Origin of the sequence: Sulfitobacter sp., from assembly GCF_036960155.1 — a bacterium.
Classification (GTDB): domain Bacteria; phylum Pseudomonadota; class Alphaproteobacteria; order Rhodobacterales; family Rhodobacteraceae; genus Sulfitobacter.
Genome location: NZ_JBALWB010000001.1, coordinates 169,710 through 193,323, shown reverse-complemented (window position 1 = coordinate 193,323; position 23,614 = coordinate 169,710). Strand labels below are relative to the sequence as shown.

General features: G+C 55.6%; 19 protein-coding genes. 8 read left to right on the top strand and 11 right to left on the bottom strand.

What is annotated here, in order from left to right:
* The first annotated feature begins 89 nt into the window (after positions 1–89).
* Together V7775_RS00790 and V7775_RS00785 are read left to right on the top strand one after the other, a co-directional pair.
* Entirely contained in the window at positions 90–1,223 is a 1,134-nt protein-coding gene (locus tag V7775_RS00790; protein ID WP_335749950.1) for a zinc-binding dehydrogenase, read from the top strand.
* A 188-nt stretch (positions 1,224–1,411) separates the two neighbouring features.
* Positions 1,412–4,618 (top strand): reductive dehalogenase, encoded by a 3,207-nt coding sequence (locus V7775_RS00785; protein ID WP_335749949.1) that lies wholly within the window; start codon positions 1,412–1,414, stop codon positions 4,616–4,618.
* Positions 4,619–4,629: 11 nt separating this feature from the next.
* On the opposite strand, the gene V7775_RS00780 is transcribed toward V7775_RS00785, so the two are convergent.
* The 10 genes from V7775_RS00780 to V7775_RS00735 all read right to left on the bottom strand — a co-directional run bounded on the left by V7775_RS00780 (position 4,630) and on the right by V7775_RS00735 (position 16,598).
* Positions 4,630–5,682: a lipocalin-like domain-containing protein gene (locus tag V7775_RS00780; protein ID WP_335749948.1), complete on the bottom strand. Its 1,053-nt coding sequence runs from the start codon at positions 5,680–5,682 to the stop codon at positions 4,630–4,632.
* On the bottom strand, positions 5,672–8,071 hold the full coding sequence (locus V7775_RS00775; RefSeq protein WP_335749947.1) for an FtsX-like permease family protein: 2,400 nt from the start codon (positions 8,069–8,071) through the stop codon (positions 5,672–5,674). The genes V7775_RS00780 and V7775_RS00775 overlap by 11 nt, the downstream gene beginning before the upstream one ends.
* Positions 8,068–8,724 carry an ABC transporter ATP-binding protein gene (locus V7775_RS00770; protein ID WP_335749946.1) on the bottom strand — a complete coding sequence of 219 codons (657 nt, stop codon included), beginning with the start codon at positions 8,722–8,724 and terminating at the stop codon, positions 8,068–8,070. Before V7775_RS00770 ends, V7775_RS00775 begins: the two co-directional genes overlap by 4 nt.
* 90 nt (positions 8,725–8,814) lie before the next feature.
* Positions 8,815–9,663, bottom strand: a complete 849-nt coding sequence (locus V7775_RS00765) for an NAD-dependent epimerase/dehydratase family protein (RefSeq protein ID WP_335749945.1) — start codon at positions 9,661–9,663, stop codon at positions 8,815–8,817.
* A gap of 21 nt (positions 9,664–9,684) precedes the next feature.
* Positions 9,685–10,458, bottom strand: a complete 774-nt coding sequence (locus tag V7775_RS00760) for an HpcH/HpaI aldolase family protein (RefSeq protein ID WP_335749944.1) — start codon at positions 10,456–10,458, stop codon at positions 9,685–9,687.
* Positions 10,458–12,164, bottom strand: coding sequence for a hydantoinase B/oxoprolinase family protein (locus V7775_RS00755; protein WP_335749943.1), 1,707 nt, complete (start codon positions 12,162–12,164; stop codon positions 10,458–10,460). The genes V7775_RS00760 and V7775_RS00755 overlap by 1 nt, the downstream gene beginning before the upstream one ends.
* Positions 12,161–14,248, bottom strand: a complete 2,088-nt coding sequence (locus V7775_RS00750) for a hydantoinase/oxoprolinase family protein (protein WP_335749942.1) — start codon at positions 14,246–14,248, stop codon at positions 12,161–12,163. Before V7775_RS00750 ends, V7775_RS00755 begins: the two co-directional genes overlap by 4 nt.
* A gap of 14 nt (positions 14,249–14,262) precedes the next feature.
* Entirely contained in the window at positions 14,263–14,706 is a 444-nt protein-coding gene (locus tag V7775_RS00745) for a GNAT family N-acetyltransferase (RefSeq protein WP_335749941.1), read from the bottom strand.
* 21 nt (positions 14,707–14,727) lie between these two features.
* Positions 14,728–15,924, bottom strand: coding sequence for an NAD(P)/FAD-dependent oxidoreductase (locus tag V7775_RS00740; protein ID WP_335749940.1), 1,197 nt, complete (start codon positions 15,922–15,924; stop codon positions 14,728–14,730).
* 68 nt (positions 15,925–15,992) lie between these two features.
* Positions 15,993–16,598 carry a 2-hydroxychromene-2-carboxylate isomerase gene (locus tag V7775_RS00735; RefSeq protein ID WP_335749939.1) on the bottom strand — a complete coding sequence of 202 codons (606 nt, stop codon included), beginning with the start codon at positions 16,596–16,598 and terminating at the stop codon, positions 15,993–15,995.
* Positions 16,599–16,744: 146 nt separating this feature from the next.
* On the opposite strand from V7775_RS00735, the gene V7775_RS00730 reads away from it, so the two are divergent.
* Genes V7775_RS00730 through V7775_RS00720 form a run of 3 tightly spaced genes read left to right on the top strand, consistent with a single transcriptional unit; the run spans position 16,745 to position 19,865 of the window.
* Positions 16,745–17,728: a membrane dipeptidase gene (locus V7775_RS00730; RefSeq protein ID WP_335749938.1), complete on the top strand. Its 984-nt coding sequence runs from the start codon at positions 16,745–16,747 to the stop codon at positions 17,726–17,728.
* Positions 17,725–19,380 (top strand): hypothetical protein, encoded by a 1,656-nt coding sequence (locus V7775_RS00725; protein WP_335749937.1) that lies wholly within the window; start codon positions 17,725–17,727, stop codon positions 19,378–19,380. Before V7775_RS00730 ends, V7775_RS00725 begins: the two co-directional genes overlap by 4 nt.
* Positions 19,377–19,865, top strand: coding sequence for a hypothetical protein (locus V7775_RS00720; RefSeq protein ID WP_335749936.1), 489 nt, complete (start codon positions 19,377–19,379; stop codon positions 19,863–19,865). Before V7775_RS00725 ends, V7775_RS00720 begins: the two co-directional genes overlap by 4 nt.
* Here V7775_RS00720 and truA read toward each other — a convergent pair.
* On the bottom strand, positions 19,862–20,629 hold the full coding sequence (truA, locus tag V7775_RS00715; RefSeq protein ID WP_335749935.1) for a tRNA pseudouridine(38-40) synthase TruA: 768 nt from the start codon (positions 20,627–20,629) through the stop codon (positions 19,862–19,864). The genes V7775_RS00720 and truA overlap by 4 nt on opposite strands.
* A gap of 86 nt (positions 20,630–20,715) precedes the next feature.
* Here truA and V7775_RS00710 point away from each other — a divergent pair, with 86 nt between their 5' ends.
* The 3 genes from V7775_RS00710 to V7775_RS00700 are packed head-to-tail and all read left to right on the top strand — an operon-like array spanning position 20,716 to position 23,584.
* Positions 20,716–22,131, top strand: coding sequence for a YcjX family protein (locus V7775_RS00710; RefSeq protein WP_335749934.1), 1,416 nt, complete (start codon positions 20,716–20,718; stop codon positions 22,129–22,131).
* Positions 22,128–22,577 (top strand): GNAT family N-acetyltransferase, encoded by a 450-nt coding sequence (locus tag V7775_RS00705; protein ID WP_335749933.1) that lies wholly within the window; start codon positions 22,128–22,130, stop codon positions 22,575–22,577. Before V7775_RS00710 ends, V7775_RS00705 begins: the two co-directional genes overlap by 4 nt.
* Positions 22,577–23,584: a YcjF family protein gene (locus V7775_RS00700; RefSeq protein ID WP_335749932.1), complete on the top strand. Its 1,008-nt coding sequence runs from the start codon at positions 22,577–22,579 to the stop codon at positions 23,582–23,584. The genes V7775_RS00705 and V7775_RS00700 overlap by 1 nt, the downstream gene beginning before the upstream one ends.
* The last annotated feature ends 30 nt before the right edge of the window (positions 23,585–23,614 follow it).

Below are 23,614 nucleotides of genomic sequence, written 5' to 3'. Positions count from 1 at the left end.
GTAATCAATGAACGTATCCACTGCTAGCAAGACAGCTTGAGGTTGTTTCTCATGGTGGTACGGAACAAACCCAAAGAAAGAGATTTATTATGTCTTTGCCAAAGACCTATCTGCAATTGCTGTCCACAGTAACTGAAGCTGGCGAACTACAGATGCACTTCGCTGAAAAAGAAATGCCAACACCGGGTCCTGATGAGGTGTTGGTGCGCGTTGAGGCTGCACCGATCAACCCATCTGATCAGGGCGTAATGTTTGGCTGGTCTTCAATGGGTCAGGCTGCAACGTCCGGATCAGGGGCTGAAACCGTTCTAACTGCACCCGTTTCGGAACAAGGTATGAGGGTCATGAAGGCCCGCGTTGGACAAGACCTTCCTATCGGTAATGAAGGCAGCGGAACAGTTGTTGCCGCTGGTGAAAATGCGCAGGGACTGATGGGTAAATTGGTCGGTGTCATGGGCGGCGAAATGTATTCTCAGTATCGTTTGGTCAAAGCGATAATGTGCATGCCGCTTGGTCCGGATCATACGGCTAAAGATGGTGCTGCTTGTTTTGTGAACCCGTTGACTGCGCTGTCGATGGTCGAAACCATGCGCTTAGAAGGGCATACAGCGCTTGTTCATACTGCTGCTGCCTCCAACTTGGGACAAATGTTGAACCGCATTTGCCAAGCAGACGAAGTTCAGCTGGTCAATGTTGTGCGGTCGGCGGCCCAAGAGAAAATTCTGCATGATATGGGCGCAACCTATGTTGTGGACAGTTCAAAAGACAGCTTTATGGCTGACCTCATTGATGCTGTGCATGAAACAGGTGCGACGCTTGCGTTTGATGCGACGGGTGGCGGGCGTTTGGCGTCTGATGTCCTTAGCGCGATGGAGGCCGCTGCAGCACGCACTCCGGGTGCATACAGCATTTACGGTTCTGTAAAACACAAACAGGTCTACCTTTATGGCGGGCTGAACCCGTCAGAGACGACGCTTACGCGTGGGTATGGTATGGCGTGGGGTGTTGGCGGATGGTTGCTGCCCAACTTCCTTGGCCGTGTTGGACAAGAAGTTGCAGGCCGCATGCGTGCACGGGTGGTCAAAGAATTGACTACGACATTTGTAAATGAATACTCGGATGAGATTTCCCTCTCAGACGCTTTGCAGGCGGATGTTGTTGCGCGCTACAATGCGAAGAAGACTGGCGAAAAGTTCCTGATCAACCCTCAGTTGCCAATCTAACCCGCTATCCTGAAATTACCCGCTTTGGTGCATACTGCCTATGTGTCGGAGCGGGCTCCACGTCCAAATTTTTCTATGTGGCATGCAATATGCTGATATTAACACATTTGTGTTCAGCTAAGGCGTGACCAATCCTCCCTTTTCAGTTACAGATGTAACCTAATGAGAATTGCAGGCAAGGCGCTTAGATGAGACTGTTTTCTAGTAAACAAAGACCTATCCATCAGGGGCCATATCCCTGTGAATTGTTGTCTCGGCAATCAAATGTAACAAGCCTTACAAATGTCCCACCACATCCGGCGCTGAAATTTGAAAACACCGATGATCCGCGCAGCATCGTGAATGCCATGCGAGAGTATCAGGCGATGCTGGATGCGATCCGCCAAGGGCGCACAAATGCACAACGCGCGGCATGTCCTGACAACCTTGACGAACGTGCTGAGCATTTGAAATCGTTTGGCTATTTTTCTGATGCAGCAGTGGTGGGGACGTGCTTGTTGCCTGCCAGTGCAATGCTATCAGAACCGCACCGCAATCCCGAATTGTCGCGCTTTGTTGAAGCCCTACAAACCCGCCAGACCAAAACACTGGCGGCAGGGATCGACATGATTATGGCGGATCTGAAGGACTCGATAAAGGCGCCACCAGCGCCGATTGATGCACATACTCACGCCATTGTATTTATGTATGAAAACCCACGCGATGCGGCGCATGATGAATGCGGCGGAGACTGGTTTCAGGGGGCTCAGGCCCACCGTGCTGGCCTGTTGGGAGCAGAAACGGCTGTGGTGTTGGCCGAATATATTCGGCTACTTGGTTTTGACGCGCGCGCGCATACTGTTTCGGATGCTGACGTTGATCTGAACCAGCTTGCGGTCGCTGCAGGGTTGGCCACCGTCGAAGATGGTGTGCTTAGCCATCCCTACATAGGCACGCGATTTGGCCTTGCTGCTATCACAACAACCTTTGAAGTCACGCCTGATCTACCGCTTGAACCAATGGCGAAGCAACCAGCGTCAGCATTTGGCGCCAAGTGGCGTTTGGGTGGCGCTTTTGAGCGTAACGCAACAAATGCAGTTCCATTTGCCAAACGTCGCTTTGTGGATGGAGCGTACCCTTTCGAAACGCTTAAGCGTGTAGACAATCCAACTACCTATATCGATGCAGCCCGTGTGGCGCGGGTTCCTAAACGGGCGGATTTATTTGCCCGTGCGCAGTTTGGCGACATGGGAAAGGCTGTGCAAAAGGGGGCAGGCGGCGGCTATTATGCCCGCAAGGCGGCGCCCTCAATGGCGCAGCGCCGTGCTTTGGGTGCGTTTGTATTGCTGCAAGACGGACCCGCGGCAAAAGAGACAGTGAAATTAGCGCCTCAGGAAGCTGCCGATCTGGTCAAGGCAACAGCTTATTGGTTGGGCTGTGATGCCGTTGGAATTTCGGCCTGCCCTGATTGGACATGGTATAGCCATGACGCTCGGGGGGACGTTATCAATCCGCCGCACGAACAGGCAATTAGCATGATCATTGATCAGGGCTATGATACGATGGAGGGCGCCAGCGGAGATGACTGGATTGGCGTGGCACAGTCTATGCGCGCCTATTTGCGGTTCTCATTATTGGGCGGTGTGATCGCCCAACAAATTCGAAATTTAGGTTATCATGCCAAGGCACACACTGTGATGGACGGTGAGGTTTTACAACCGCCGTTACTATTATTGGCAGGTTTGGGAGAGGTCAGCAGGATCGGCGAAGTGATCCTCAATCCGTTCCTAGGACCGCGTCTTAAATCAGGTGTTGTGACAACCAATCTGCCCATGGCACATGATAAACCTATCGATTTTGGCCTGCAAAAGTTCTGCGAGAGTTGCAATAAATGCGCCCGTGAATGCCCCTCTGGTGCAATCACGGCAGGGCCGAAGTTGATGTTCAATGGCTACGAGATCTGGAAATCCGACAGTCAGAAATGCGCAACCTACCGCATTACAACAGAGGGGGGGGCGATGTGCGGGCGGTGTATGAAAACCTGCCCTTGGAACTTAGAAGGGCTATTTGCAGAAAAGCCATTTCGCTGGGCGGCGATGAATATTCCTGCAGCTGCGCCAATGTTGGCCAAGCTGGATGATGCATTGGGACATGGTGAACGCAATCCCGTGAAAAAATGGTGGTGGGACCTAGAGCTGGATGAAAGCGGTGGATACCTAGAGCCAAAACATCCTGTGAACGCACGCTCGCTGCAAAAAGATCTGGACCTGAAATATGAGGATCAGACGCTTGCGGTGTACCCTGCCAACCTTGCGCCGCCACCCCATCCTTATCCGTTTCCGATGGACCGCGAAGCGGGGATAGAGGCCTATCAGGCGATGGTCACCGCAGAGCAATATAAGGTGCATTTGAAAAACGGCACGTTGGATGAGGTCGCCCATATTTACACGGCAGATGGCGATAGCCCCGTCATTCAGGTTGAGGTTTCAAAGGTTGAGACCTTGACCGATGACGTGACGTTGTTTGAATTGCGCGCGCTTGATGGCAGCGATTTGCCAGAGTGGCAGGCTGGTGCGCATCTGGACATCGTCGTGACGCCTGAATACCTGCGCCAGTATTCCATGTTGGGCGATCCGGCGGATAGGTCTTGTTATCAAATTGCAGTTTTGCGTGAAGATGAAGGCCGCGGCGGTTCCAAAATGATGCACCGGATATTTAGCCAAGGGAGGCGTGTGTTCGTTTCGCGCCCGATCAATCACTTCCCACTGGTACGCGAGGCAACGCATTCGATCCTGATGGGCGGCGGCATTGGCATCACACCGATGATCGCGATGGCACATGAACTGCACGCCCAAGGGCGTGAATTTGCGCTGCATTACTCAGGGCGATCCCGCACCACAATGGGCTTTTTACCAGAGCTGGCAGGGTTTGCGTGGGCCGACCGCGTTCATTTTCATATCTCAGACGAGGGAACGCGCGCAAACTTGGACGAGGTATTTAAGCGTGTACCTAACGGAGCGCATGTCTATACCTGTGGTGCAGAACAATACATGGCAGCTGTTATTGCTGCAGCCTCGGATGCTGGATTGCCTGAGGACGCGCTGCATCTTGAGTATTTCTCGATCCCCGAAGCGCCTGAGTACGAGAACCATGATTTCACACTGCGTCTTGCAAACTCGGGCCGTGAGTTTTTGATCCCAGCGGATCGTGTTGCAACTGATGTATTGGCCGAAAACGGTGTTCATCTGGATGTGAAATGCGGCGATGGTCTGTGCGGTGTGTGCAAATGTGGTTTGGTTTCTGGCGAGGTCGAGCACCGCGATTTTGTCCTGTCAAAGGCTCAGAGAGAGACCAATGTCATTTTGTGTCAATCGCGCGCAGCACATGCAGGGGGCGTGATCGAGGTCGATCTTTAAAGCCGATAAGGTCACTCATACCCCGTCATCTCTAGATACCCGATGCCTTTTCGGTTGCCTGATACTCGCACTGGACCTTCCCAATAGGCGACGGTCATATCCATCCACGCTTGTGTGTTGATGGCTGTGACCGTCACGTCCACGTCGTGATCGGGCAATGTTATCTGCCACTGTGTAGGGATTTCGCGGTCCCCCACGATTGAAGTCTCCAGCGGCGTTGCGTCAAAGCTGCCATTGGGAAGCGAGGTGGTGGCGCCATTGGCCTCGATCCAAGTGCCGGATGTGAAGTAAGTACCGTCAGATTGACGAAGCCTGAACCCCATGAGCTTCTCACCTTCCTCAAACGAGATCGAAAACCAATCCCATCCTGTTTGATCCGCCGCCAGCGGTTGGGACGACCATTCCCGATCCAGCCAAGCAGTTCCCGTGACTGGAACATCCCCGTCCGGCAGGGTGAGCGTACCGTTCAGCGTGAAAAAGGGCTGTGAATAGTAATAGCTTGCCTGCCCCTGATCGGATTTGACGGAAAACCCTTCTTTACCGTGAAATACCAGCGGACCTTGGGCGGTTAGGGCAACGTCATAGGCAAATTGTGGCCCTGCTGCGCGCAGCTGCATCTGGTCAAATGTCTCGCCACGCATGTGCCATTCATCAATCCATGCTTCAAAAGGGGCCGCCGTAACGCCGGCCTGACCTGTTCCGCCACGGGCAAACCGTTCAGACGTGTAATGTGCATCAGGGGTGGTCACTGCGGCATTCCCCAACCAAATTTGTGGGCTGTCCCAGCCTTGGGTCGCATAGGGTGCAAGGGCGGATCGGAACAATGTCCATTGCAGTCCATAATCTGTGCCATCGGGGCCCTGCATGTTGGCGGTCAGATACCACCATTCGATCCGGTATTGCGGGTGGGCGCCATGATCGACAGGGAAGTCGAAATTGTGCCCAAGCGTTGGGGTCGCAAAGCCATCCGCATCGCTGCCCATCCCTGCAAAACCCTGAGCAATCAGGGGCGCAGGGGCGCAAAGCACCAGCATGAAAACAAGGAATGCGGCCTTAACGTTCATTGGCAAATACCTTCAACAAATCTGCGGGGGGTGTTTGGGCCAACTTGCGTGCAGGCCATGCAGCAGCCAAAACAGCCGCAGTCAGTGCGAATAATCCCAACACCGCATAATCGCGCGGGAACAGATACATCGGCAGGCGCCATCCAAACGCTTCAACGTTGACAACGGCCAGCAACACCCACGCCAGACCAAGGCCCAGCGGTAAGGCAAGCGCTGCGGTTAGCAAAGCCAGTACTACGGCGCGGATCAGCTCAAGCTGGCCTAAACGCCGCCGTGTCATTCCCAGCGCCCAAGCGGGTGCCAACTGCGGTACGCGCATTCCTGCAAGGGTGAGCAAACTCATGAAAATGGCAAACCCTGCCACGCTTAAAGTTAGGATGTTCAGCGCTGCGGTCACAGTAAAGGTCCGCTCGAATACACCCAATGAAAACGCCTTGATCTGTTCCTGATTGGTGATGCCCTCAGCCGCCAGCCCAAAGTCCTGCGTTAGCGCCTTTGTGAGGGCGACAGGGTCGTCCGTTCTGAGCCCGAACCGCGTCGCCCGAACCTCGGGGTGGAGTGCCCGAAACATTACTTCGCTGATAACAGCCTGCCCAATGGGATTGCCGTAATCTCCGAATACGCCTGCAATGGGCAGCATCTGCCCTTGCGGTACTGTCAGCGTATCGCCAACCCATATTTCGGCGCGGCGGGCCAGTTGCTCGTTGATCAAAACGGCCTCACCCGTGGCAACACGCTCCCACGCCATAGGGGAGGAGGCCAACAGGTTCCAATTGTCACTGTAAGTTGGGCCAATACGCGCACCGTATAACTCGGCGGGTAACCCTGCCAGTTCAACCTCGACAGAAAGCCGAGGTAGGATTTCTGTAGTTTTATTTTGGACAAAGGCCTCCATTGCGCGGGCCTGCTCTGTGCTTTGGGTATTGATATATAGCTCGGCCGCGAGCCGTTGATCCAGAAATCCAGTAAAGGTGAGGCGGAAGCTTGAGACCATTGTGGAGACGCCCACATTGGCAGCCATGGCCAGTAAAAGCGCCATCAGCGCTAGGCTAAGGCCGGGCAGCTGTTGGCGTGTATCGGCCCAAAACCACTGTGCGGTCACACTGCGCGCACGTGCGCCTGCCAGCCGCAAAACACCCTCGATGACAAGGGGGAGTGCAAGGGCTGCTCCTATCAACAGACACGCCAATAAGCCAAAGCCCATGATCAACCCGTCCCCAACTAGGGCAAGTATTCCTGCGATGCTCAGGAGGCCCAGACTGGTTGCCATTTGCACATATCGGGCTTTACCGCGTGCAACCGCCCATGCGCGGGGTTGCGCACTGGCCAGCAGGGGCATGCGGGCCACGGATATCAGCGCGCCTGTTGCCGCAACTGCAGTGCCCAGAACAGATATTGCCAAACCAGATAACCACCAGGTGGGGCGCAATTGTAATGTGCCGGAAACTTGCGCGCCGTACAGCCCTTTGAGGGTTGCGGCCACATCCGGTAGCAGGCTTGCCGCGACAAGATACCCAAGACATACACCCACCACACCACCGATCAAGGCAAGCACCAACAGCTCACCTGCTAACAGCACGACAAGCATCCGCAAGGGCATGCCCAATGCCCGCAAGGTCCGCACCATCGCGCGGCGTTGTTCAAACGCTAAGCCGATGGCCCCGTGTACAATGAAAATACCCACAGCAAAGCTGAGCAAGCCAAAGGCGGTGAGGTTGAGGTGAAAACTGTCCGTAAGGCGCGCCACGTCCGATCCCGCCTGCGCCGCACGGCGGGTGAGTTCTGGCGCGATCTGCGTCAAAGGCGCCCGGTTTAGCGGCTGTTGGCGTGCAAGGATCAGACGGTTGAAAGTTCCGTCCGCATTCAACAGGCGCTGGGCGACCGAAATATCGGTGATCGCGGTGCCTGGTGCGATGGTCGGTTCAATCAGAACTGGCGCGTCGATTAGCCCTTCCAGCTTGGCTGCGGTCTGGGCATTTGCGAACACGGGCTGGTCTTGTAGGAATTGCGCTAGCCCCATACCGCCGCTGTTGCCCATAGGCCCTAACCCGCCTGGGGCGGTGAGCGGATCAATTCCGATCAACCGAATCTGCGCGCCTAGAGAACCAACACGCCCCTCAACGACGGGACCAACCAGCCAGCCAGCACGGCGCAGCGCGACAAAGGTTTCCTGCGAGATAGTCTCTCCCGCGGTGGGCAAAAGCTGATCATATTGCCCTTCACCTAAAGTGGCGGCAGCAGCATCATAGCTGGCGCGGGCCTCGGAATTGACGGCCTGCACGCCAGACCAAAGTGCTGTGGCCAGTGCCAAACCCGCAATCAGCGTGAACAACTGCAAGGGATTGCGCCGCCAATGGGACAACAGCGCAGAGAGGCCAGCCTTAATCACGCAAGCAGCCCTTGGCGCAGGTGAAGACGGCGTGACATTTGTCCTGCCAGTTGCGGCGAATGGGTTACCATCACCAGCGCCGCCCCTGTCTGTGCGACCAAGGCCAACATCTGGGCCATGACTTCGCTTGCAGTTGTTTCATCCAGATTGCCTGTCGGCTCATCAGCAAGAATGAGCTGGGGTTTGGCAGCAAGTGCGCGCGCAATCGCAACCCGCTGCTGTTGCCCACCTGACAACTGGTCAGGGAATTTCTTTAACTGGGCACTCAGGCCTAGGGCATCCGCCAATTCAGTTGCGCCTGTAAGGTCATACACACCGGCAAGCCGGGCCTGAAACGCGATATTGGCCATCACATCCAGCGACGGGATCAGATTGAATTGTTGAAAAATAATGCCAACACTTTTTCGTCTGATCATGGCGCGGCCTGCATCGTCCAGACTGGAAATCTCTTGACCATTCAAGGTGATACTGCCTGAATCAGCCGTGTCCAACCCGCCAATTAAATGCAACAGCGTGCTTTTGCCCGACCCGCTTTCGCCTGTTAGCGCCAGCGTGTCACCCGTAGCGACTTGCATGTCGATACCGCGCAATACGTCTACAGGGCCTTCGGCCCCTGAATAAGATTTTTTGAGCGCGTTTACAGTGAGCAACATTGCGACCTCCGTAGTCGATTGGAACCTAGCGCAATTGCTGGCAAAGGCCAGTAGCAGACCGCCGCGAAATAACGACGATCTGCTGGTGCTTTAGCTTTCTTTGGTGTCGTCGATCACGTTCATTCCTGCCAGACCGGAATTGCCCAGCTCAACCCCGGCAAAGGGGCCGCCGTGGCACATGTGATTGGCGTCATGCGGATCCATGGGCGGTTCGTTTGCTAGAACTTCCTCAGCGAATTGTTCTGCATTGTCCTGCGGACGGTAGCCCAAAAAACTGGCCTTTGAATTATCCACGGGTGCGCGGTCATTGTCGCTGACGCCGTAGATTACGGCAAAGCCGGTTACAGGCGTTTCAAGGCAACGTGTCACCAATTGGATCAAATCATCATAGCTAAGCCACGATCCCAGCGCGCGGGCGTTGTTCACCTGAGCGCAAGACAGGATGCGCATGTGTACGCTTTCTAGTCCGCGTTTTTCCCAATACATCCGGCCCAAATCTTCGGTGAAACACTTGGCGAGGCCATAGAACGTGTCGGGGCGGTGGGCGACTTCGGTGTCGATGAATTCGTTCTTTGGGTACATGCCGACCGCGTGAATGGAAGAGCCATAAACAACGCGACGTACACCGTGGCGCGAGGCTGCTTCCCAGATATTGTATGATCCGACAAAGTTAGGGCCTAGCAACTGTTCAAACGGACCTTCGTCCACAAATGCACCCATGTGCACAACCATTTCAGCGCCTTCAATAACGGCGTTCATGGCGTCAAAATTGGCCAGATCGGCCTGAACATACGTCTCACCTGCATAAAGCGTGCTGGGTTGTTCTTTGATGTCTGTTGATACCAGTTCTTTGCACAGTTTGGACAGTGGTTCGCGTAGGTAAGAACCAAGGCGGCCAGCGGCCCCTGTGAGGACGATTTTACTAAACTTAGGGGACATGGAATAGGCCTTTCGGAGTTATTATTTCAGGCGACTTTTGACATTTGCCAACAAGGCGTCAGTTGCTTTTGCCAATAGCGCAGTGTCGGTGCCGCAGGCAACAAAGGTAAAGCCTTCGTTGAGCAAATCAGCAGCAAATTCAGCGTCATTGACCAAGGTGCCAACGGGTATTCCCTTGGCGATCAGTTTTTGTGCGCAAGGGCGGATAAGATCCCAAACGCCTTTGTCTAAGGGTTTGCCAAGCAGACCAATATCAGCAGCGATGTCCGCAGGGCCAAAGAATATGCCATCTACACCGTCAACATCTGCAATGGCTTCTGCCTGTTCAATTGCGTGGCGTGTTTCAAGTTGCAGTAGGACTGTTGTCTCATCCTCAACCCGCGCAAGGTAATCGGGCACACGGCCAAAGTTATTGGCCCGTGTCATGCCGGAAAAGCCACGAGTTCCGTGGGGTGGATATCGCGTGGCAGCCACAGCTGCTTCAGCTTCGGCAACCGAATTGATCATGGGAAAGAGCAACCCGCGCGCGCCCAAATCCAGCAGGCGTTTGACGATCACCGGATCGTTCCATTCAGGACGAATGATTGTTGTGGTGCTGGTTGCAGCAAAAGCCTGCATTTGGCCCAAGGTCGTGAAATAATCGTTGGGCGTATGCTCCATATCGATCAAGGCCCAGTCATATCCGGCGGGCGCGGTGACCTCGGCGGCAAAGGGACTTGTGAGGCTGATCCAAAGGCCCAACTGTTTTTGCTTGGCGCGCAGCGCATGGGTGAACGGATTGTCTGGGAATTCCATTAGATGTCCTCTCCGGCTGTGATCGCTGATTGCGCTGCTGCGATGTCGTCCGCGCTCAGACCATAATCATCGGCTGCTGAGGCTGCTGTGATATACCCGCGGGCCAGATCGCGTTTCACGGCCGCAGCGTTGCGTTCGCTGGCAGGCCCGTATCCCGCGCCTCCGGGGAAGGCCATGTGCACACGCGCGCCGTGCGGGACAAACTGACGGCCCTTGCCCTGCATCGGGGTGCCATCGTCACGTGCGATTGTGGTTGCCGCGCCATTGCCGCCACCACGGCGACCACGTGCGGGATGATCCACACGGTCAAGCATGGCAGAGATGTCAAATTCATGCCCTTCGCGCGCGCCTACTTCCATAAACTGACCCAAGCCGCCACGTTGACGGCCTACGCCGCCTGATCCTGGACGCAATTCCTTGCGCCAGATGATCACAGGGCCTGCATGTTCGGTTGCCTCAACAGGCATGGTCATCACACCCGAAGGGAAGGCCGTTGCGTTTAGCCCATCCACCGTAGGTCGTGCACCAGCACCGCCCGAATTGAACGTCAAAACCTCGGCACGCCGCGTGTCATCTGGGGCAGGTGCATCGGTGCGTGGGCGCAGGGATACTTGGAAGTTGCACAAACACCCTGCACCCTCAGCGGGCACAACATTTGGCAGGATTTTGTCTAACGCATCATACACCGTGTCGGGCACAAAGTGGCCAACGATGTGACGCAGGGCGACAGGGGCAGGGTGCAACGCGTTTACGATGGTGTTTTCCGGCGCGTAAATCTCAAACGGGGCGAGGGATGCCGCGTTATTGGGAATTTCCGGCGCAATGGCACATTTCAACGCATAGCACGCATAAGCTTTGGCATAGACCAGCGGGCAGTTGATCCCCTTTGGATCAAGGCCCGAGGTCCCTGTGAAATCGCTCAGGATGCGGTCTTTTTCAATAGTGAGGGTGACGCGCAGGGTGATGGGCGTGGCAAAGCCGTCAACGGTCATCTCGCCTGTCGCTGAGGTGCGTGGCAGTGCAGCAATGCGTTCCAGCGTGGCACGACGGGAATTGTCGAAAATGAATTCGGCGATGCCAACCAGATCTGACAGATCAAATTCTCTCATCATCTCCAATAGGCGGCGGTGGCCGATTTCATTGCAGGTTGCTAAGGCATAGAGGTCACCAACCAGTTGATCAGGTTCCCGTACATTGCCACGCACGATGCGCAGCAGCGTTTCATCCACTTCACCGCGATTGGCAAATCGCATGATCGGCAGGTACAACCCTTCTTCGTAGACCGAGTTGGCATCCGCACCAAATCCGCGCCCGCCAATATCGACAACATGCGCTGTGCAGGCAAAGAATCCGACCAACGCGCCGTTATGAAATGAGGGCGTGACCATGGTGATATCGTGCAGGTGGCCTGTGCCTTCCCATGGATCATTGGTGAGGTAGACGTCGCCTTCAGCCATGGTTTCGCGCCCGATGCGGCGAATGAAATGGGCCACCGCGTCGGCCATTGCATTCACATGGCCCGGCGTACCAGTCACCGCTTGTGCAAGGATAAGGCCGTTCGCGTCATAGACCCCAGCGGATAGATCGCCTGCCTCACGGACCGATGTAGAAAAAGCAGTACGCACAAGAGCTTGTGCCTGTTCTTCAACGATAGAAATCAGGCGGTTCCACATGACCTGATAGGCGACATTTGAAGGGGTGCTCATGCGGTTTCCTCCTGCGTTGTGATGTCGATACATCCATCGGGCTGGCGTACGGCCTGTCTGCTGCTTGGGATAATGATTGTTGTCTCGTCTTCGACGACCTTTGCGGGCCCTGCGATGGTTGCACCAGATTTCAGTTGTTCACGCTCAAAGAGATATCCGTGCATCATTTTCGATTGAGCAGCGTCGAAAAAGCTGCACTTGCCATTCATTACGGCAACGCTGCTGCCAGCATCCTGCAAGACGGAATCAACCGTTTGCGGTGGGGTTGTCGCATTGACGGACCAGACGGTGATTTCGATATCCATGCCTGCCACAGGGCGGCCAAAGAGGCGGGTATAGTCCTCGTTAAAGCGGGTCCCAAACACTGCTGGATCGGGGTTTTGCGCCTGCTCGGCAGTAAGGGCGATCGGGATCTCCCAACCCTGTCCTTTGTAGCGCATGTAGACTTTGTATTCCGCACGTATTTCAGCATCTGGCGCGCAGTTGCGGACAAATGCGGTCGCCTCATTGCGTAACTCTTCCAGCAATGTGGTCACTACATCGCCTTTGAATGCGGCAAGTGTCATGTAGGCGGAGCGGGTTGCCTCAAAACTAAAGGGGGCGCGTAGGAAGCCGATAGCTGATCCCACACCGGCACCGGGCGGTACGAGCAGACGATCAACACCCAGTTTTTCGCATAGGCGGGCGGCATGTAACGGGGCTGCGCCGCCAAACGCGATCATGGTGTAATCTGACAGGTCTTCACCGTTTTCAACCGCATGCACACGGGCCGCATTGGCCATGTTTTCATCGACAACTTCGGCCAGTCCAAAGGCGGCAGTTCGCGCATCTAAATCAAGGGGTTTGCCCAGCACATTTAATACGGCGTCTTTGGACGCTTGCGTATCAAGCGTGATCGTCCCGCCTGCAAACCCGTCTGCTTCCAACTTACCAAGGACCAGATCAGCATCCGTCACAGCGGGCTTTTCGCCGCCGCGCCCATAACATGCAGGCCCCGGTTCTGATCCCGCACTTTCTGGCCCAACGCGAATTTGGCGCAATGCGTCGACGTGCGCCAGTGATCCACCGCCTGCGCCGATTTCAACCATGTCGATCACGGGGATCGAAATAGGCATGCCTGAGCCTTTTTTGAAACGATAACTGCGCGCGACCTCAAAAACACGGGAGGTTTTTGGCGTCTGGTTCTGGATCAAGCAGATCTTTGCAGTGGTGCCGCCCATGTCAAAGCTAAGCACTTTATCAAGCCCGTAGCGCGCGGCGATGTGTGCTGCAAAGACGGCCCCACCTGCGGGGCCGGATTCGACCAGCCGCACAGGGAATTCTGCGGCATTCTCTAGCGAGATGATGCCACCACCAGAATGCATCAGGAAAATGGTGCTTGTGACACTTTCGTCGCGCAGACGCCCTTCAAGGCGGCCCAGATAACTTTTCATCAGGGGTTTGATGTAGGCGTTGGCGACCACGGTGTTGAACCGTTCGTATTCGCGCATTTGAGGGGACACTTCGCAGCTGAGTGATATCATCACATCGGGTAGGCGCGCGGCGAGAACATCGCGCACCAGTCGTTCATGGGCGGGGTTCAGATAGCTGTGCAGCAGACCAATGGCGACACTTGTGTAACCCGCCGTGGCGATCGCCTCAATAACAGGTTCGATATCAGCGGCAACCAGCGGGATCAGCTCAGCGCCGGTGGCATCAATGCGCCCCGGAACGGTATAACGCATTTGGCGGGGCAGCAGGGGCTCTGGCAGTTGCAGGTTTAGGTCATATTGCTCAAACCGCGACTCGGTGCGCATTTCGATGACATCGCGAAAGCCCTCGGTGGTGATCAGTGCGGTTTTAGCGCCGCGCCGTTCAATCAGGGCATTGGTAGCAAGAGTGGTGCCATGGATGACTTGGGTGATGTCGCTGGGCGATAGACCCGCCTTTTTGCAGACCTGATGCATGCCGTCGATAATAGCGTTTTCAGGCGCGGCATAGGTAGTAAGCACCTTTGTAGAATAGCTTTTGCCACCTGCTTCAAGAACCACATCTGTAAAGGTTCCACCAATATCTACGCCTAAGCGCGCATCTTGCCTGCTCATGTCAATTTCCTGAATTATAGTTTGGTGTCGTAGGTGATCCACTGCGTGCGGGTGGCGGTGCGATCATAGAGGCTGCGTGCGCGGTAGTTATCGTCTGCGGTGATCCAGCGAATAAGCGCCCAACCCTTTTCACGTCCAACATCGCTGACGGCGTCAATCAAGGCTTGCGCCGCGCCGCTGCCACGTGCGTTTGGATCGACATACAGATCATCCAGAAATCCCCGAACATTGGCCGCCAGCGGCGAATAGAACGGGCGGTAATGCGTGAGGCCAACAAGTTTGCCATCAACTTCGGCAACAAAGCCGCTCACTTCATGGGTGTCATCGTTCAGCCAACCCCAAACGGTTTCGCGCATTTGCTCTGTTTGCGGGACACCGTAAAAATCGGCATAGCCTTTGTACAAGGTTTCCCATGCTGCTCTGTCTGCTTGGGAGGAAGGGCGGATTGTTACTGTCATAGGATGTGCTCCTGTCAAAAGTTAGATGACTGCGGTTTCTAGGAAATGCTGCCCGCGCGCGGTTCGGTTCACGTCAAATGCGCTTAGGTCCAGACTGCGGTATTCGCCGTAGGCAATCAGCTCAGCAATGCCGCGCCCCATGGCGGGGGATTGTTGCAGCCCATGGCCCGAGAACCCATTCACAAAGATAAAGTTAGGGCACGTTTCGGCGCGACCCAGCAGGGCGTTTTGATCAAAGGTATTGTAGGCATAATGCCCTACCCATTCATTGATCACTTTTATGGCTTCAAACTGCGGAATACGGGTGGCGATGGCAGGCCAGACCTTGTTTTCCCAAATGCTGTGATCAAATTCAAAATCATCATAGGCGACATCCAAATCGTCATCAGGCGGGCATCCCGCAAGGTAATATTTTCCCTCGGAACGCATGTGAACACCGGAAGGATCAATCGTAAGTGGCAGGTCACGGTCCAGCGGCTGGGCGGCGTCAAAGATAAATGTGTAACGTTTGCGCGGGGCAACAGGAATATCTAACCCTGCCATTTGCGCTGTCGCAGCGGCGCGCGGACCTGAGGCATTTACGACAGTGGCACAGGCGATCACGGTTCCATCATTCAAGGTGACGCTTTGCACGCTATCCCCGTTGCGGGTAATGGCAGTGACCTCAGCGTGCACGTATTCTACGCCATTGGCGCGGGCGTTGCGTTTGAACCAATCAAACATCGTGCCGCCGTCAAAATAACCTTCATTCACCAGATTGTGGTTGCCTGCGACAATATCATCAAGCTGGTAGAACGGGTAAGCCGCCGCAATCTCGTCGCGGCTCATGTGTTTGGTTGCTGCACCTAGAGAGTGCTGGATTGTTTGCGCTTCTTTCAGGGTGGTTGCGAACTCTGGCGTGTCGGCCAGATACATGTAACCATAGCTTTGGAGGGTCAGATGCGGAACTTCCTCACTACCGCCCATATATTTGCGAAAGTTTCGGATAAACTCTGCACCAAACTGGCTTACCTGAATGTTAGTGGCATTGCTAAACTGTTGGCGGATGCAACTGTTGGTGTGGGACGTTGAGGCAAAGGTGTAGGTCGGATCACGCTCAACTACCAAAACCGTGCCGTCAAAGCTCTCCATTTGCGTGAGCCACCATGCAACGGACGAGCCATAGATGGCCCCGCCAATTATCACGACATCATAGCTGGAGCGGGCGGGGCTGTTCATGGCGAGTCCTTTTGCGGGAGGTGTTTTTCGAAGCTAACCATGGAGTGCTGACAATGCCCAGAGGGAATCTAGGGATCGAATGGGTGTTGAATTGCGCGGGCAAGCATCTCCAAACGGTCTTGCCCATAAAACATGTCACCGTGCACAAAGTATGTGGGCGATCCAAATAGGTTACGAGTGATCGCTTCGGCAGTATTTGTTGCGTGTTTCGCCTTCACAACATCAGAGGATGCGGCCTTGAGAAGGGCCTCGCCGTCCTCACCGCAATCGTGCGCGATTTGCAACAGCGTTGCCGCATCTGCAATATCCGCATCATCGCGCCAATGTGCCTGTAATATAGCAAAGCTGATACGATCAGGGGTGTTTGAAGCGATGATCATGCCATTCGCGGTGCCAAGCGGATTGTCATGATAGGTCGGTCGATGGCTGATTATGGGCAGACCTCGCCACTGCGCCCAACGGCTTAGCTCTCGTCCAAAGAAGTAATCAATATGCGCTGGGCTGCGGGCTTTGAGACTTTGCGCACCTGCGGCGTCAACGACAGGCAAAAAATCAAACGGACGATGAACAACCTGCCATCCCGTGTCGCGGGCTATTTCGGCCAATTTGGGCGCACCTAAATAGGCATAAGCCGAATGAGCGGAATAAAAATACTCGATGACGTCGTCACTCATGGGCGTCTCCTAAAGGCGTTAAGGTCATGTGGTCTTAGTTGGCTTGGATGTTGTTCGCTAAGAAACGATAGGGCGCTTTTAATCTCTTGCCCAACGGGAAAAGAATTTTACTGGACCGAAAGGCATAGCTGCGTCATCACTATCGTATGAAAACACCATTGATTGACAACCTTCAGTACGCGCAATTCTCCCCTCGCATCTTTGAACAGATGCGCGCAGGGGGCGTCGATGCGGTGCATGTCACCATCGCCTATCACGAGAGTTTTCGCGAGATGGTGCTGAACCTTGAGCAGTGGAACCGCTGGTTTGAGGCGCACCCGGATCTGATTTTCAAAGGCACAACAGCGACCTGCGTGCGCCGCGCCCAAGAAACAGGGCGCACAGCGATCTTTTTCGGGTTCCAAAATCCTAGCCCAATTGAGGATGACATCGGGCTTGTTGAGATTTGCCACCAGTTGGGCATCCGCTTTATGCAGCTGACCTATAATAACCAATCGCTGCTCGCGACGGGTTGTTATGAAGATTATGATGCGGGCCTCACCCGTATGGGCCGACAGGTTGTGACTGAAATGAACCGCGTGGGGCTGGTGGTGGATATGTCCCATTCTGGCGATCGCTCGACCCTCGACGCGATTGAACATTCTACGCGACCAATTGCCATCACCCATGCCAACCCTGCGTGGTGGCACAAGGCCCTGCGCAACAAATCCGATGATGTTCTGAACGCGCTGACGCAAAGCGGCGGCATGTTTGGGTTTTCCATCTATCCGCATCATTTGGAGGGTGGACCAGAGTGTACCTTGCAAAGATTTTGTCAGATGGTTGAGGAAGCCGCGCGGCGCTACGGGGCGCATTCCCTCGGGATCGGCACCGACCTGTGTCAGGATCAACCCGACAGCATCGTGGAATGGATGCGCGTTGGGCGGTGGTCCAAAGTGATTGATTACGGCGAAGGATCAGCGGCAAACGCTGGATTCCCGCCGATGCCAAAGTGGTTTGGGGATAACCGTGACTTTGGCAACATCCGCGACGGATTGGCGGCGACCAGCCTCAGCAGTGAAGACGTTGATGGCATCATGGGCGGCAACTGGCTGCGGTTTTACGAAGACAGCTTTGGGGCCGCGCCATGAAGGATAGCGTAGTAACACCAGCGCAGGTCCCCTTGCGCCCCCCTGAGCAGGTGATGCGCCTGACCCGAATGGGGTCAATGTTTCCTACACGATTGTCTTTTTTGCGCAGCCTAATCCGGCGTTTGGGGCAGGAACAGGCGCAGGTTATCCGCAGGACGTGGGAGATGTGCGAAGACGGTTTTGGTCATGCTGTGTTTTCTGTTGAATTGGGCGGGCACACCTATTCGCTGGTTGCTGTTTCCACTGATCTACCGCCAGAGCTGCGCACTGACCGTGTGATCGCGACCGCGTGGGATACCGCCTATGTGCTGTTTGATGGTGTGCCAGACGCGGAAGACATCGCGCGCATCACCATAAATGCGCCCTTGCAAGAGGCAGGGCGTTTTGGCCCTCGTGATCTGATCCTAAGCCGTGCAAACAAATCGGTTCGCTTGTTTTCGCATGTCACACAGGCCCTGCGCGCAGGGCAGCAACCTGACAAGCAGATGATCCGTGATGTTGGTTATCTCATGCGGACAACCGCCGTTTACGGCAATGGAAAGTTCGGTATTTCTGACCGCGCCGCCTATGATACGCGCGCAGGCCTTGAAGGACCGTTTGCCGCTGAAATGCTCACGGTTTGGCTGATCCGCCATTTCACCCATGCCTTGGCCGAACATGTGGGACAAGGTACACTCGACCCTGCGATCAAACGGCATCTGGGGATAGGAAATTCCACGGGCCTTGGCATGGCACCCTTTTTGGTGACCCATCCTGTTTTACTGAACAATTGGATGCTGGCACGCGAGACAGCTCTTGCCCGCGTCCGCGCGGTTGAACATTTAACTGAAACGCAGGTGGCTCGTTTAGGTGCCTTGGCAATGCGTGCAACTGCCCATTTGGCGCAATGGAATGTGCCCGACCCAGAACACCAATCACGGATCGAAACGCTGCGCGCAGATTGGGCGTTAGCCACTGCGCTGCTGACGTCAGAACGTTTGACGCAGCGAATGCCGTTGGATGCTGTGATGAACGCCATTCAGTCAATGTCGGTTGATGTGCAAGAGCTGATGGCCGCGCTGTTGATCGAACCATTTGCTGAGCTGGTAGACGGGCTAGCCGATTGTATGGCTGATCCGTTTGGTGCCTTCGCGCCGCCTTTGCAGGATACGAATGCCTTGCGCGACCAGATAGAAAACATGTTTGGTTGGGTGCTGGGCACAGATTACGTCGCACCCGAAAATTGCGGGCAATTCTGGTATGTTTCCGAGGCAAAGATGGAACCGCGTCTGGGGCTTAGATTTGAGGAAGAGGGGGCGGCGCTGGAGTCCCCGCTCGATATCGCGCGCCGTGTTCACAGCGCCTATGCTGACCTGCCGCGTGAACCCGAACTGATCTCAACTTACCTTGCGCGCCATCCCGAGCATGCCTTGGCTGTTGAACGCGTCACGCTGACAGCTCGTTATCCTTATGGCGAAATCCGGGATAACCTTATTGCCCAAAGCTGCCTGCCTATCGATATGCTACGTTGCAAATTATCGTTTTTCGGAGCCTCGAAATTTGATCCCAAGTCAGACCGCTGGACTCGCATAACCCTGTGCCAAGGCGCGCCATTGGCGGATGAGCTGGACCGTGATGCGGATGACTGGTGGCTTCCGGTGTTTGCGCCATGACCCGTTCGATGAATGAAGTGATGGCGCTGGCCACAAAAGCAGCGCGCGGCGCGGGTGCCCCACCTGCACAGGCTGCGCTGTTTGGTGCTGCCGCTGTTGCGCATCTTGCGAATGGCAAAGAGCTGCAAGACCTTCACAGCGCGCTGGCTGCATTGCCTGATGGGCCAATCATCTCGCTTCCGCTCGATATCACCCGCGTTGCAGAAACGGCACGGGCGGGTAAGGCTACGGGTCGAGCTGCGGCGGGTCGGACGGCTTTGCTGCAAAGCTATATCTCGACGCTTCCATATCAGGCAGAACTGTCGCAAGGGGGGGGAATCCATCTGGATTTAACCAAGCCCGCCGCGCGTATCGCTGTGCGGCGCATCGACTTACCCGCAGATATCAATGCGCAATGGAGTGCACTTGCAGCGCGCCTATTGGTACCTGAAAGCGAAGCCTCGCGACTGTCTGGCGCAGGTGCTGGCCTTAGTGATAACGACTAGTCAAAAGGCGACGTGTCGTACGAAACCCCAGCCAGATACAAACCATGAGGCGGCGAGACCGGACCACAAGCTGCGCGGTCACGCGCATCAAGGGCGACCTTCACTTCGTCTGGTTCCATTGAACCACTACCCACACGTTCTAACGTACCAACAAAACTGCGGACCTGATTGTGCAGGAAAGATCGCGCGCGCACATCGAAATGTACTTCTGTGCCATGCACTGTCTCGACTTCCCAAATATCCAGCCTATCCAGCGCTTTAACAGGGCTGAGAGATTGGCAGATCGTCGAGCGAAAGGTGGTAAAGTCATGTTTGCCTAGCAGATGGCTTGCGCCCTCTAGCATCGCGTCTACGTCAAGCGGCTGTTTCACCTGCCAGACGAACCCGCGCGCATGAGTCATGGGCGCACGGCGTGCGAGAATTCGAAACAGGTAACGGCGTTCTTTGGCTGAAAATCGCGCGTGGAATGTGTCGGGCACGGCTGCGCAGTTCACAATCGAGATCGGGTTTGGCTTGAGGTGATAGTTCAACGCTTCGGACAGGCGGAAAGGCGTCCAATCGCGTGTCATGTCGCAATGCGCGATTTGTGCCAAGCCGTGCACGCCCTTATCGGTGCGGCCCGCCGCCGCGATCTTATGGGGCCCAGGCTCTAGTTTGGTGAGGGCAAGTTCAATAGCGCCTTGAACAGACGGGAGATCGGTCTGGCGTTGCCATCCGAAGAACGGCGCGCCGTCATATTCTACTTGAAGTGCATAACGTGGCATAAAAGGGGCTTTATCCTGCGTGCTGTCCTGTGGCAATCCCTGCAAAACAGTCCTATGTAGAGGGCTACAAAGAGGACAATGCGCGCGTGGTACTTTCTCAAATCGCAGATGGCATCTGGCGGCAGGTCGAGGCCGTACAAGATACAGTCTCTGAGACGTTCTTTGAGCCGGTAATCAGGCTGGGCGTCACGGGGCTGGCGCGTTCAGGTAAGACGGTTTTTATTACCTCATTGGTTGCCAATTTGATGGATCGTGGCCGTATGCCCGGCCTTGTTGCAGCAGGTGAGGGCCGGATAGAGGCTGCATTTTTGCAACCACAGCCAGATGATACCATTCCACGGTTCGAATATGAGACACACCTTGGTGCGCTCACCGCGCAAACACCCAGTTGGCCAGACAGTACGCGCGCCGTGTCCGAATTGCGCCTGAGCCTGCGTGTGCGTCCCAAAGGGTTGCTGTCGGGGCTACAAGGCCCGCGCACGATACATTTGGATATCGTCGATTACCCCGGTGAATGGCTGCTGGATTTGGGTCTGCTCGACATCAGTTATGATGAATGGTGCGTACAAACGCTTGAACGCATCGCGCCGCGCACGCAGGCGCAGGCCTATTTGGCATTGGTTGAGGGCACGGACCCCCAAGCAGCACTGGATGAGCCACAAGCCAAAGCTTTGGCTGCGTCTTTTGCGGCCTACCTGACCCAAGCGCGCAGTGATGGGTTTTCAGATTGCACGCCGGGGCGGTTCCTGTTGCCGGGTGATCTGGCGGGGTCACCTGTTTTGACATTTGCGCCACTGCCGGCCCAAGACGGCGATGCCCGCAAAAGCCTGCGCCGCGAAATGGGCCGTAGGTTTGAGGCGTATAAACGCGAAGTCGTAAAGCCGTTCTTCCGCGATCATTTTGCCCGCATCGACCGTCAGGTAGTGTTGGTGGATGCGCTGGGCGCAATCAATGCGGGCCCGCCCGCCGTCGAAGACCTGCGCGCCGCGATGAGCGAAACACTGGGCGCGTTCAGGCCGGGGCGTAACGGATTCCTGAGCAAAATCATGGGCGGCAAACGGGTGGAGAAAATTCTCTTTGCGGCGACCAAGGCAGATCACCTTCATCACAGCCAACACGCCCAACTGACCGCGATTATGGAGGCGTTGACCCGTGAAGCGCGTGAACGTGCCCGTTTTGCTGGCGCGGATACACAAGCCTTGGCCATCGCATCTTTGCGCTCAACCACTGAGGACACGATGAACCATGAGGGGACGGCCCTTGATGTTGTACGCGGTACATTGCTGGATACGGGCAAGCAGGCGGCGTTTTACCCCGGCGATCTGCCCGAAGACCCAGCACATTTATTGAACCCTGCACGCGCAGGAGTTGAAAAATGGCTTGACGCAGATTACCAAATTATGCGCTTTGCGCCTGCACCCCTTACCTTGCGTCCCGGAGATGGACCGCCGCACATCCGGCTGGACCGCGCAGCAGAATTTTTGATCGGAGATCGGTTGTGAGTATTATCACGATCCGCCCAGCCCGCACGCTAGATGCAGGCAAACTTGCAGATATCATGGGCGCTGCAAACGCACGCCTGCAGTGGTTGCCAAAACTGTATAGTGGCGCCGAAGAGATAATGTTGGTGGGGGATATGATCGAGGCAGGCTGGGTGCGCACAGCCTACGCCGATGAGGTGCTGGCCGGATTTATTGCGCGCAAGGGGACAGAAATCCACGGGCTATATCTGCTGCCGCATCTGCAAGGGCAGGGCATCGCACGCAAACTGATCACTGATGCACAGCGCAGGGCCAAAAAACTAGGCCTTTGGAGCTATGAAGAAAACGAACGGGCCGCGCGCTTTTATCGCAAGGCAGGATTTGAAGGCATCACGCGCACGGATGGTGAGGGCAATGACGCAAAGCTGCCTGATATCCGCTTTGAGTGGATCAAGGAGAACGGATAATGGCCAAAGGCCCGGTTCTTTTTGATCTTGAGGAAGACACAAACGTGCGCCCTTCAGTGTCAGATGCCCCACCAGTTGTGGATTTGCCCGCCCAAGACGCCCCTCAAGGGCAGGCCATGCAAATCGCAGCAAGGTTGGCGGCACATAAGCCCTCGCTGTTGACACGTCTGTTCTGGGCACTGGCTACCACCCTGATTGGTGCGCTAGTTTCCATAGCAGCTTGGACGTTCATCACTGATCTGCTGGCGCGTTATCCGCTGCTGGGTGCGGCCATGACCGTGTTGATGGCGGTCTTCCTTTTGGTTTTGGCGCTGATCGCCTTGCGCGAAATGGCGGCCTTTGGTCGTTTGGGGCGTCTTGACGGGTTGCGTCACAGCGCAGCGCAAGCATTGGCCCACGAAGACCTTGCTGTCGCGCGCGATGTATCCGACCGGTTGCTACGCTTGTACAAAGGCCGCGAAGATACCCGTTGGGGGCGCGATCGTTTTGCAGAGTTGCGCGGTGATCAGCTGGATGCAGCGGGCCTGCTGGCTGTTGCCGAGATCGAAGTTCTGGGGCCGTTAGATATTGCCGCTCAGCGCGAAGTTGAAGCAGCTGCACGTCAGGTTGCTACTGTAACGGCTTTGGTGCCGCTTGCCCTTGCGGATGTCGCGGCTGCACTGACGTCCAATTTGCGGATGATCCGGCGGATTGCCGAGATCTACGGCGGGCGTTCCGGCTTTTTTGGCAGTTGGCGTTTAACCCGTGCCGTGCTGTCACACTTGGTCGCCACCGGCGCGGTCGCTGTTGGCGATGACATGCTAGAGCCGATCCTTGGTGGTTCACTATTGGGCAAACTAAGCCGTCGATTTGGTGAGGGGCTTGTGAATGGTGCGCTGACCGCACGCGTGGGCGTGGCCGCGATCGAAGTATGCCGTCCACTTGCGTTTACAGCCTCTGAACGCCCAAAGGTGCGCGGCATCATCGCACGCAGCCTTGGTGGGCTGTTTGGCAAGTCTGGCAAATAAAACTAAGGTTTTCCTTACTTTTACCTAATC

What these genes read in the sequence shown, in the direction of transcription:
- V7775_RS00725 (WP_335749937.1), top strand. Translation starts at nt 17,725, where the DNA reads ATGAAGGATAGCGTAGTAACACCAGCGCAGGTCCCCTTGCGCCCCCCT.
- V7775_RS00740 (WP_335749940.1), bottom strand. Translation starts at nt 15,924, where the DNA reads ATGAACAGCCCCGCCCGCTCCAGCTATGATGTCGTGATAATTGGCGGG.
- V7775_RS00720 (WP_335749936.1), top strand. Translation starts at nt 19,377, where the DNA reads ATGACCCGTTCGATGAATGAAGTGATGGCGCTGGCCACAAAAGCAGCG.
- V7775_RS00760 (WP_335749944.1), bottom strand. Translation starts at nt 10,458, where the DNA reads ATGGAATTCCCAGACAATCCGTTCACCCATGCGCTGCGCGCCAAGCAA.
- V7775_RS00700 (WP_335749932.1), top strand. Translation starts at nt 22,577, where the DNA reads ATGGCCAAAGGCCCGGTTCTTTTTGATCTTGAGGAAGACACAAACGTG.
- V7775_RS00750 (WP_335749942.1), bottom strand. Translation starts at nt 14,248, where the DNA reads ATGAGCAGGCAAGATGCGCGCTTAGGCGTAGATATTGGTGGAACCTTT.
- V7775_RS00770 (WP_335749946.1), bottom strand. Translation starts at nt 8,724, where the DNA reads ATGTTGCTCACTGTAAACGCGCTCAAAAAATCTTATTCAGGGGCCGAA.
- V7775_RS00755 (WP_335749943.1), bottom strand. Translation starts at nt 12,164, where the DNA reads ATGAGCACCCCTTCAAATGTCGCCTATCAGGTCATGTGGAACCGCCTG.
- V7775_RS00745 (WP_335749941.1), bottom strand. Translation starts at nt 14,706, where the DNA reads ATGACAGTAACAATCCGCCCTTCCTCCCAAGCAGACAGAGCAGCATGG.
- truA (WP_335749935.1), bottom strand. Translation starts at nt 20,629, where the DNA reads ATGCCACGTTATGCACTTCAAGTAGAATATGACGGCGCGCCGTTCTTC.
- V7775_RS00730 (WP_335749938.1), top strand. Translation starts at nt 16,745, where the DNA reads ATGAAAACACCATTGATTGACAACCTTCAGTACGCGCAATTCTCCCCT.
- V7775_RS00785 (WP_335749949.1), top strand. Translation starts at nt 1,412, where the DNA reads ATGAGACTGTTTTCTAGTAAACAAAGACCTATCCATCAGGGGCCATAT.
- V7775_RS00765 (WP_335749945.1), bottom strand. Translation starts at nt 9,663, where the DNA reads ATGTCCCCTAAGTTTAGTAAAATCGTCCTCACAGGGGCCGCTGGCCGC.
- V7775_RS00735 (WP_335749939.1), bottom strand. Translation starts at nt 16,598, where the DNA reads ATGAGTGACGACGTCATCGAGTATTTTTATTCCGCTCATTCGGCTTAT.
- V7775_RS00790 (WP_335749950.1), top strand. Translation starts at nt 90, where the DNA reads ATGTCTTTGCCAAAGACCTATCTGCAATTGCTGTCCACAGTAACTGAA.
- V7775_RS00780 (WP_335749948.1), bottom strand. Translation starts at nt 5,682, where the DNA reads ATGAACGTTAAGGCCGCATTCCTTGTTTTCATGCTGGTGCTTTGCGCC.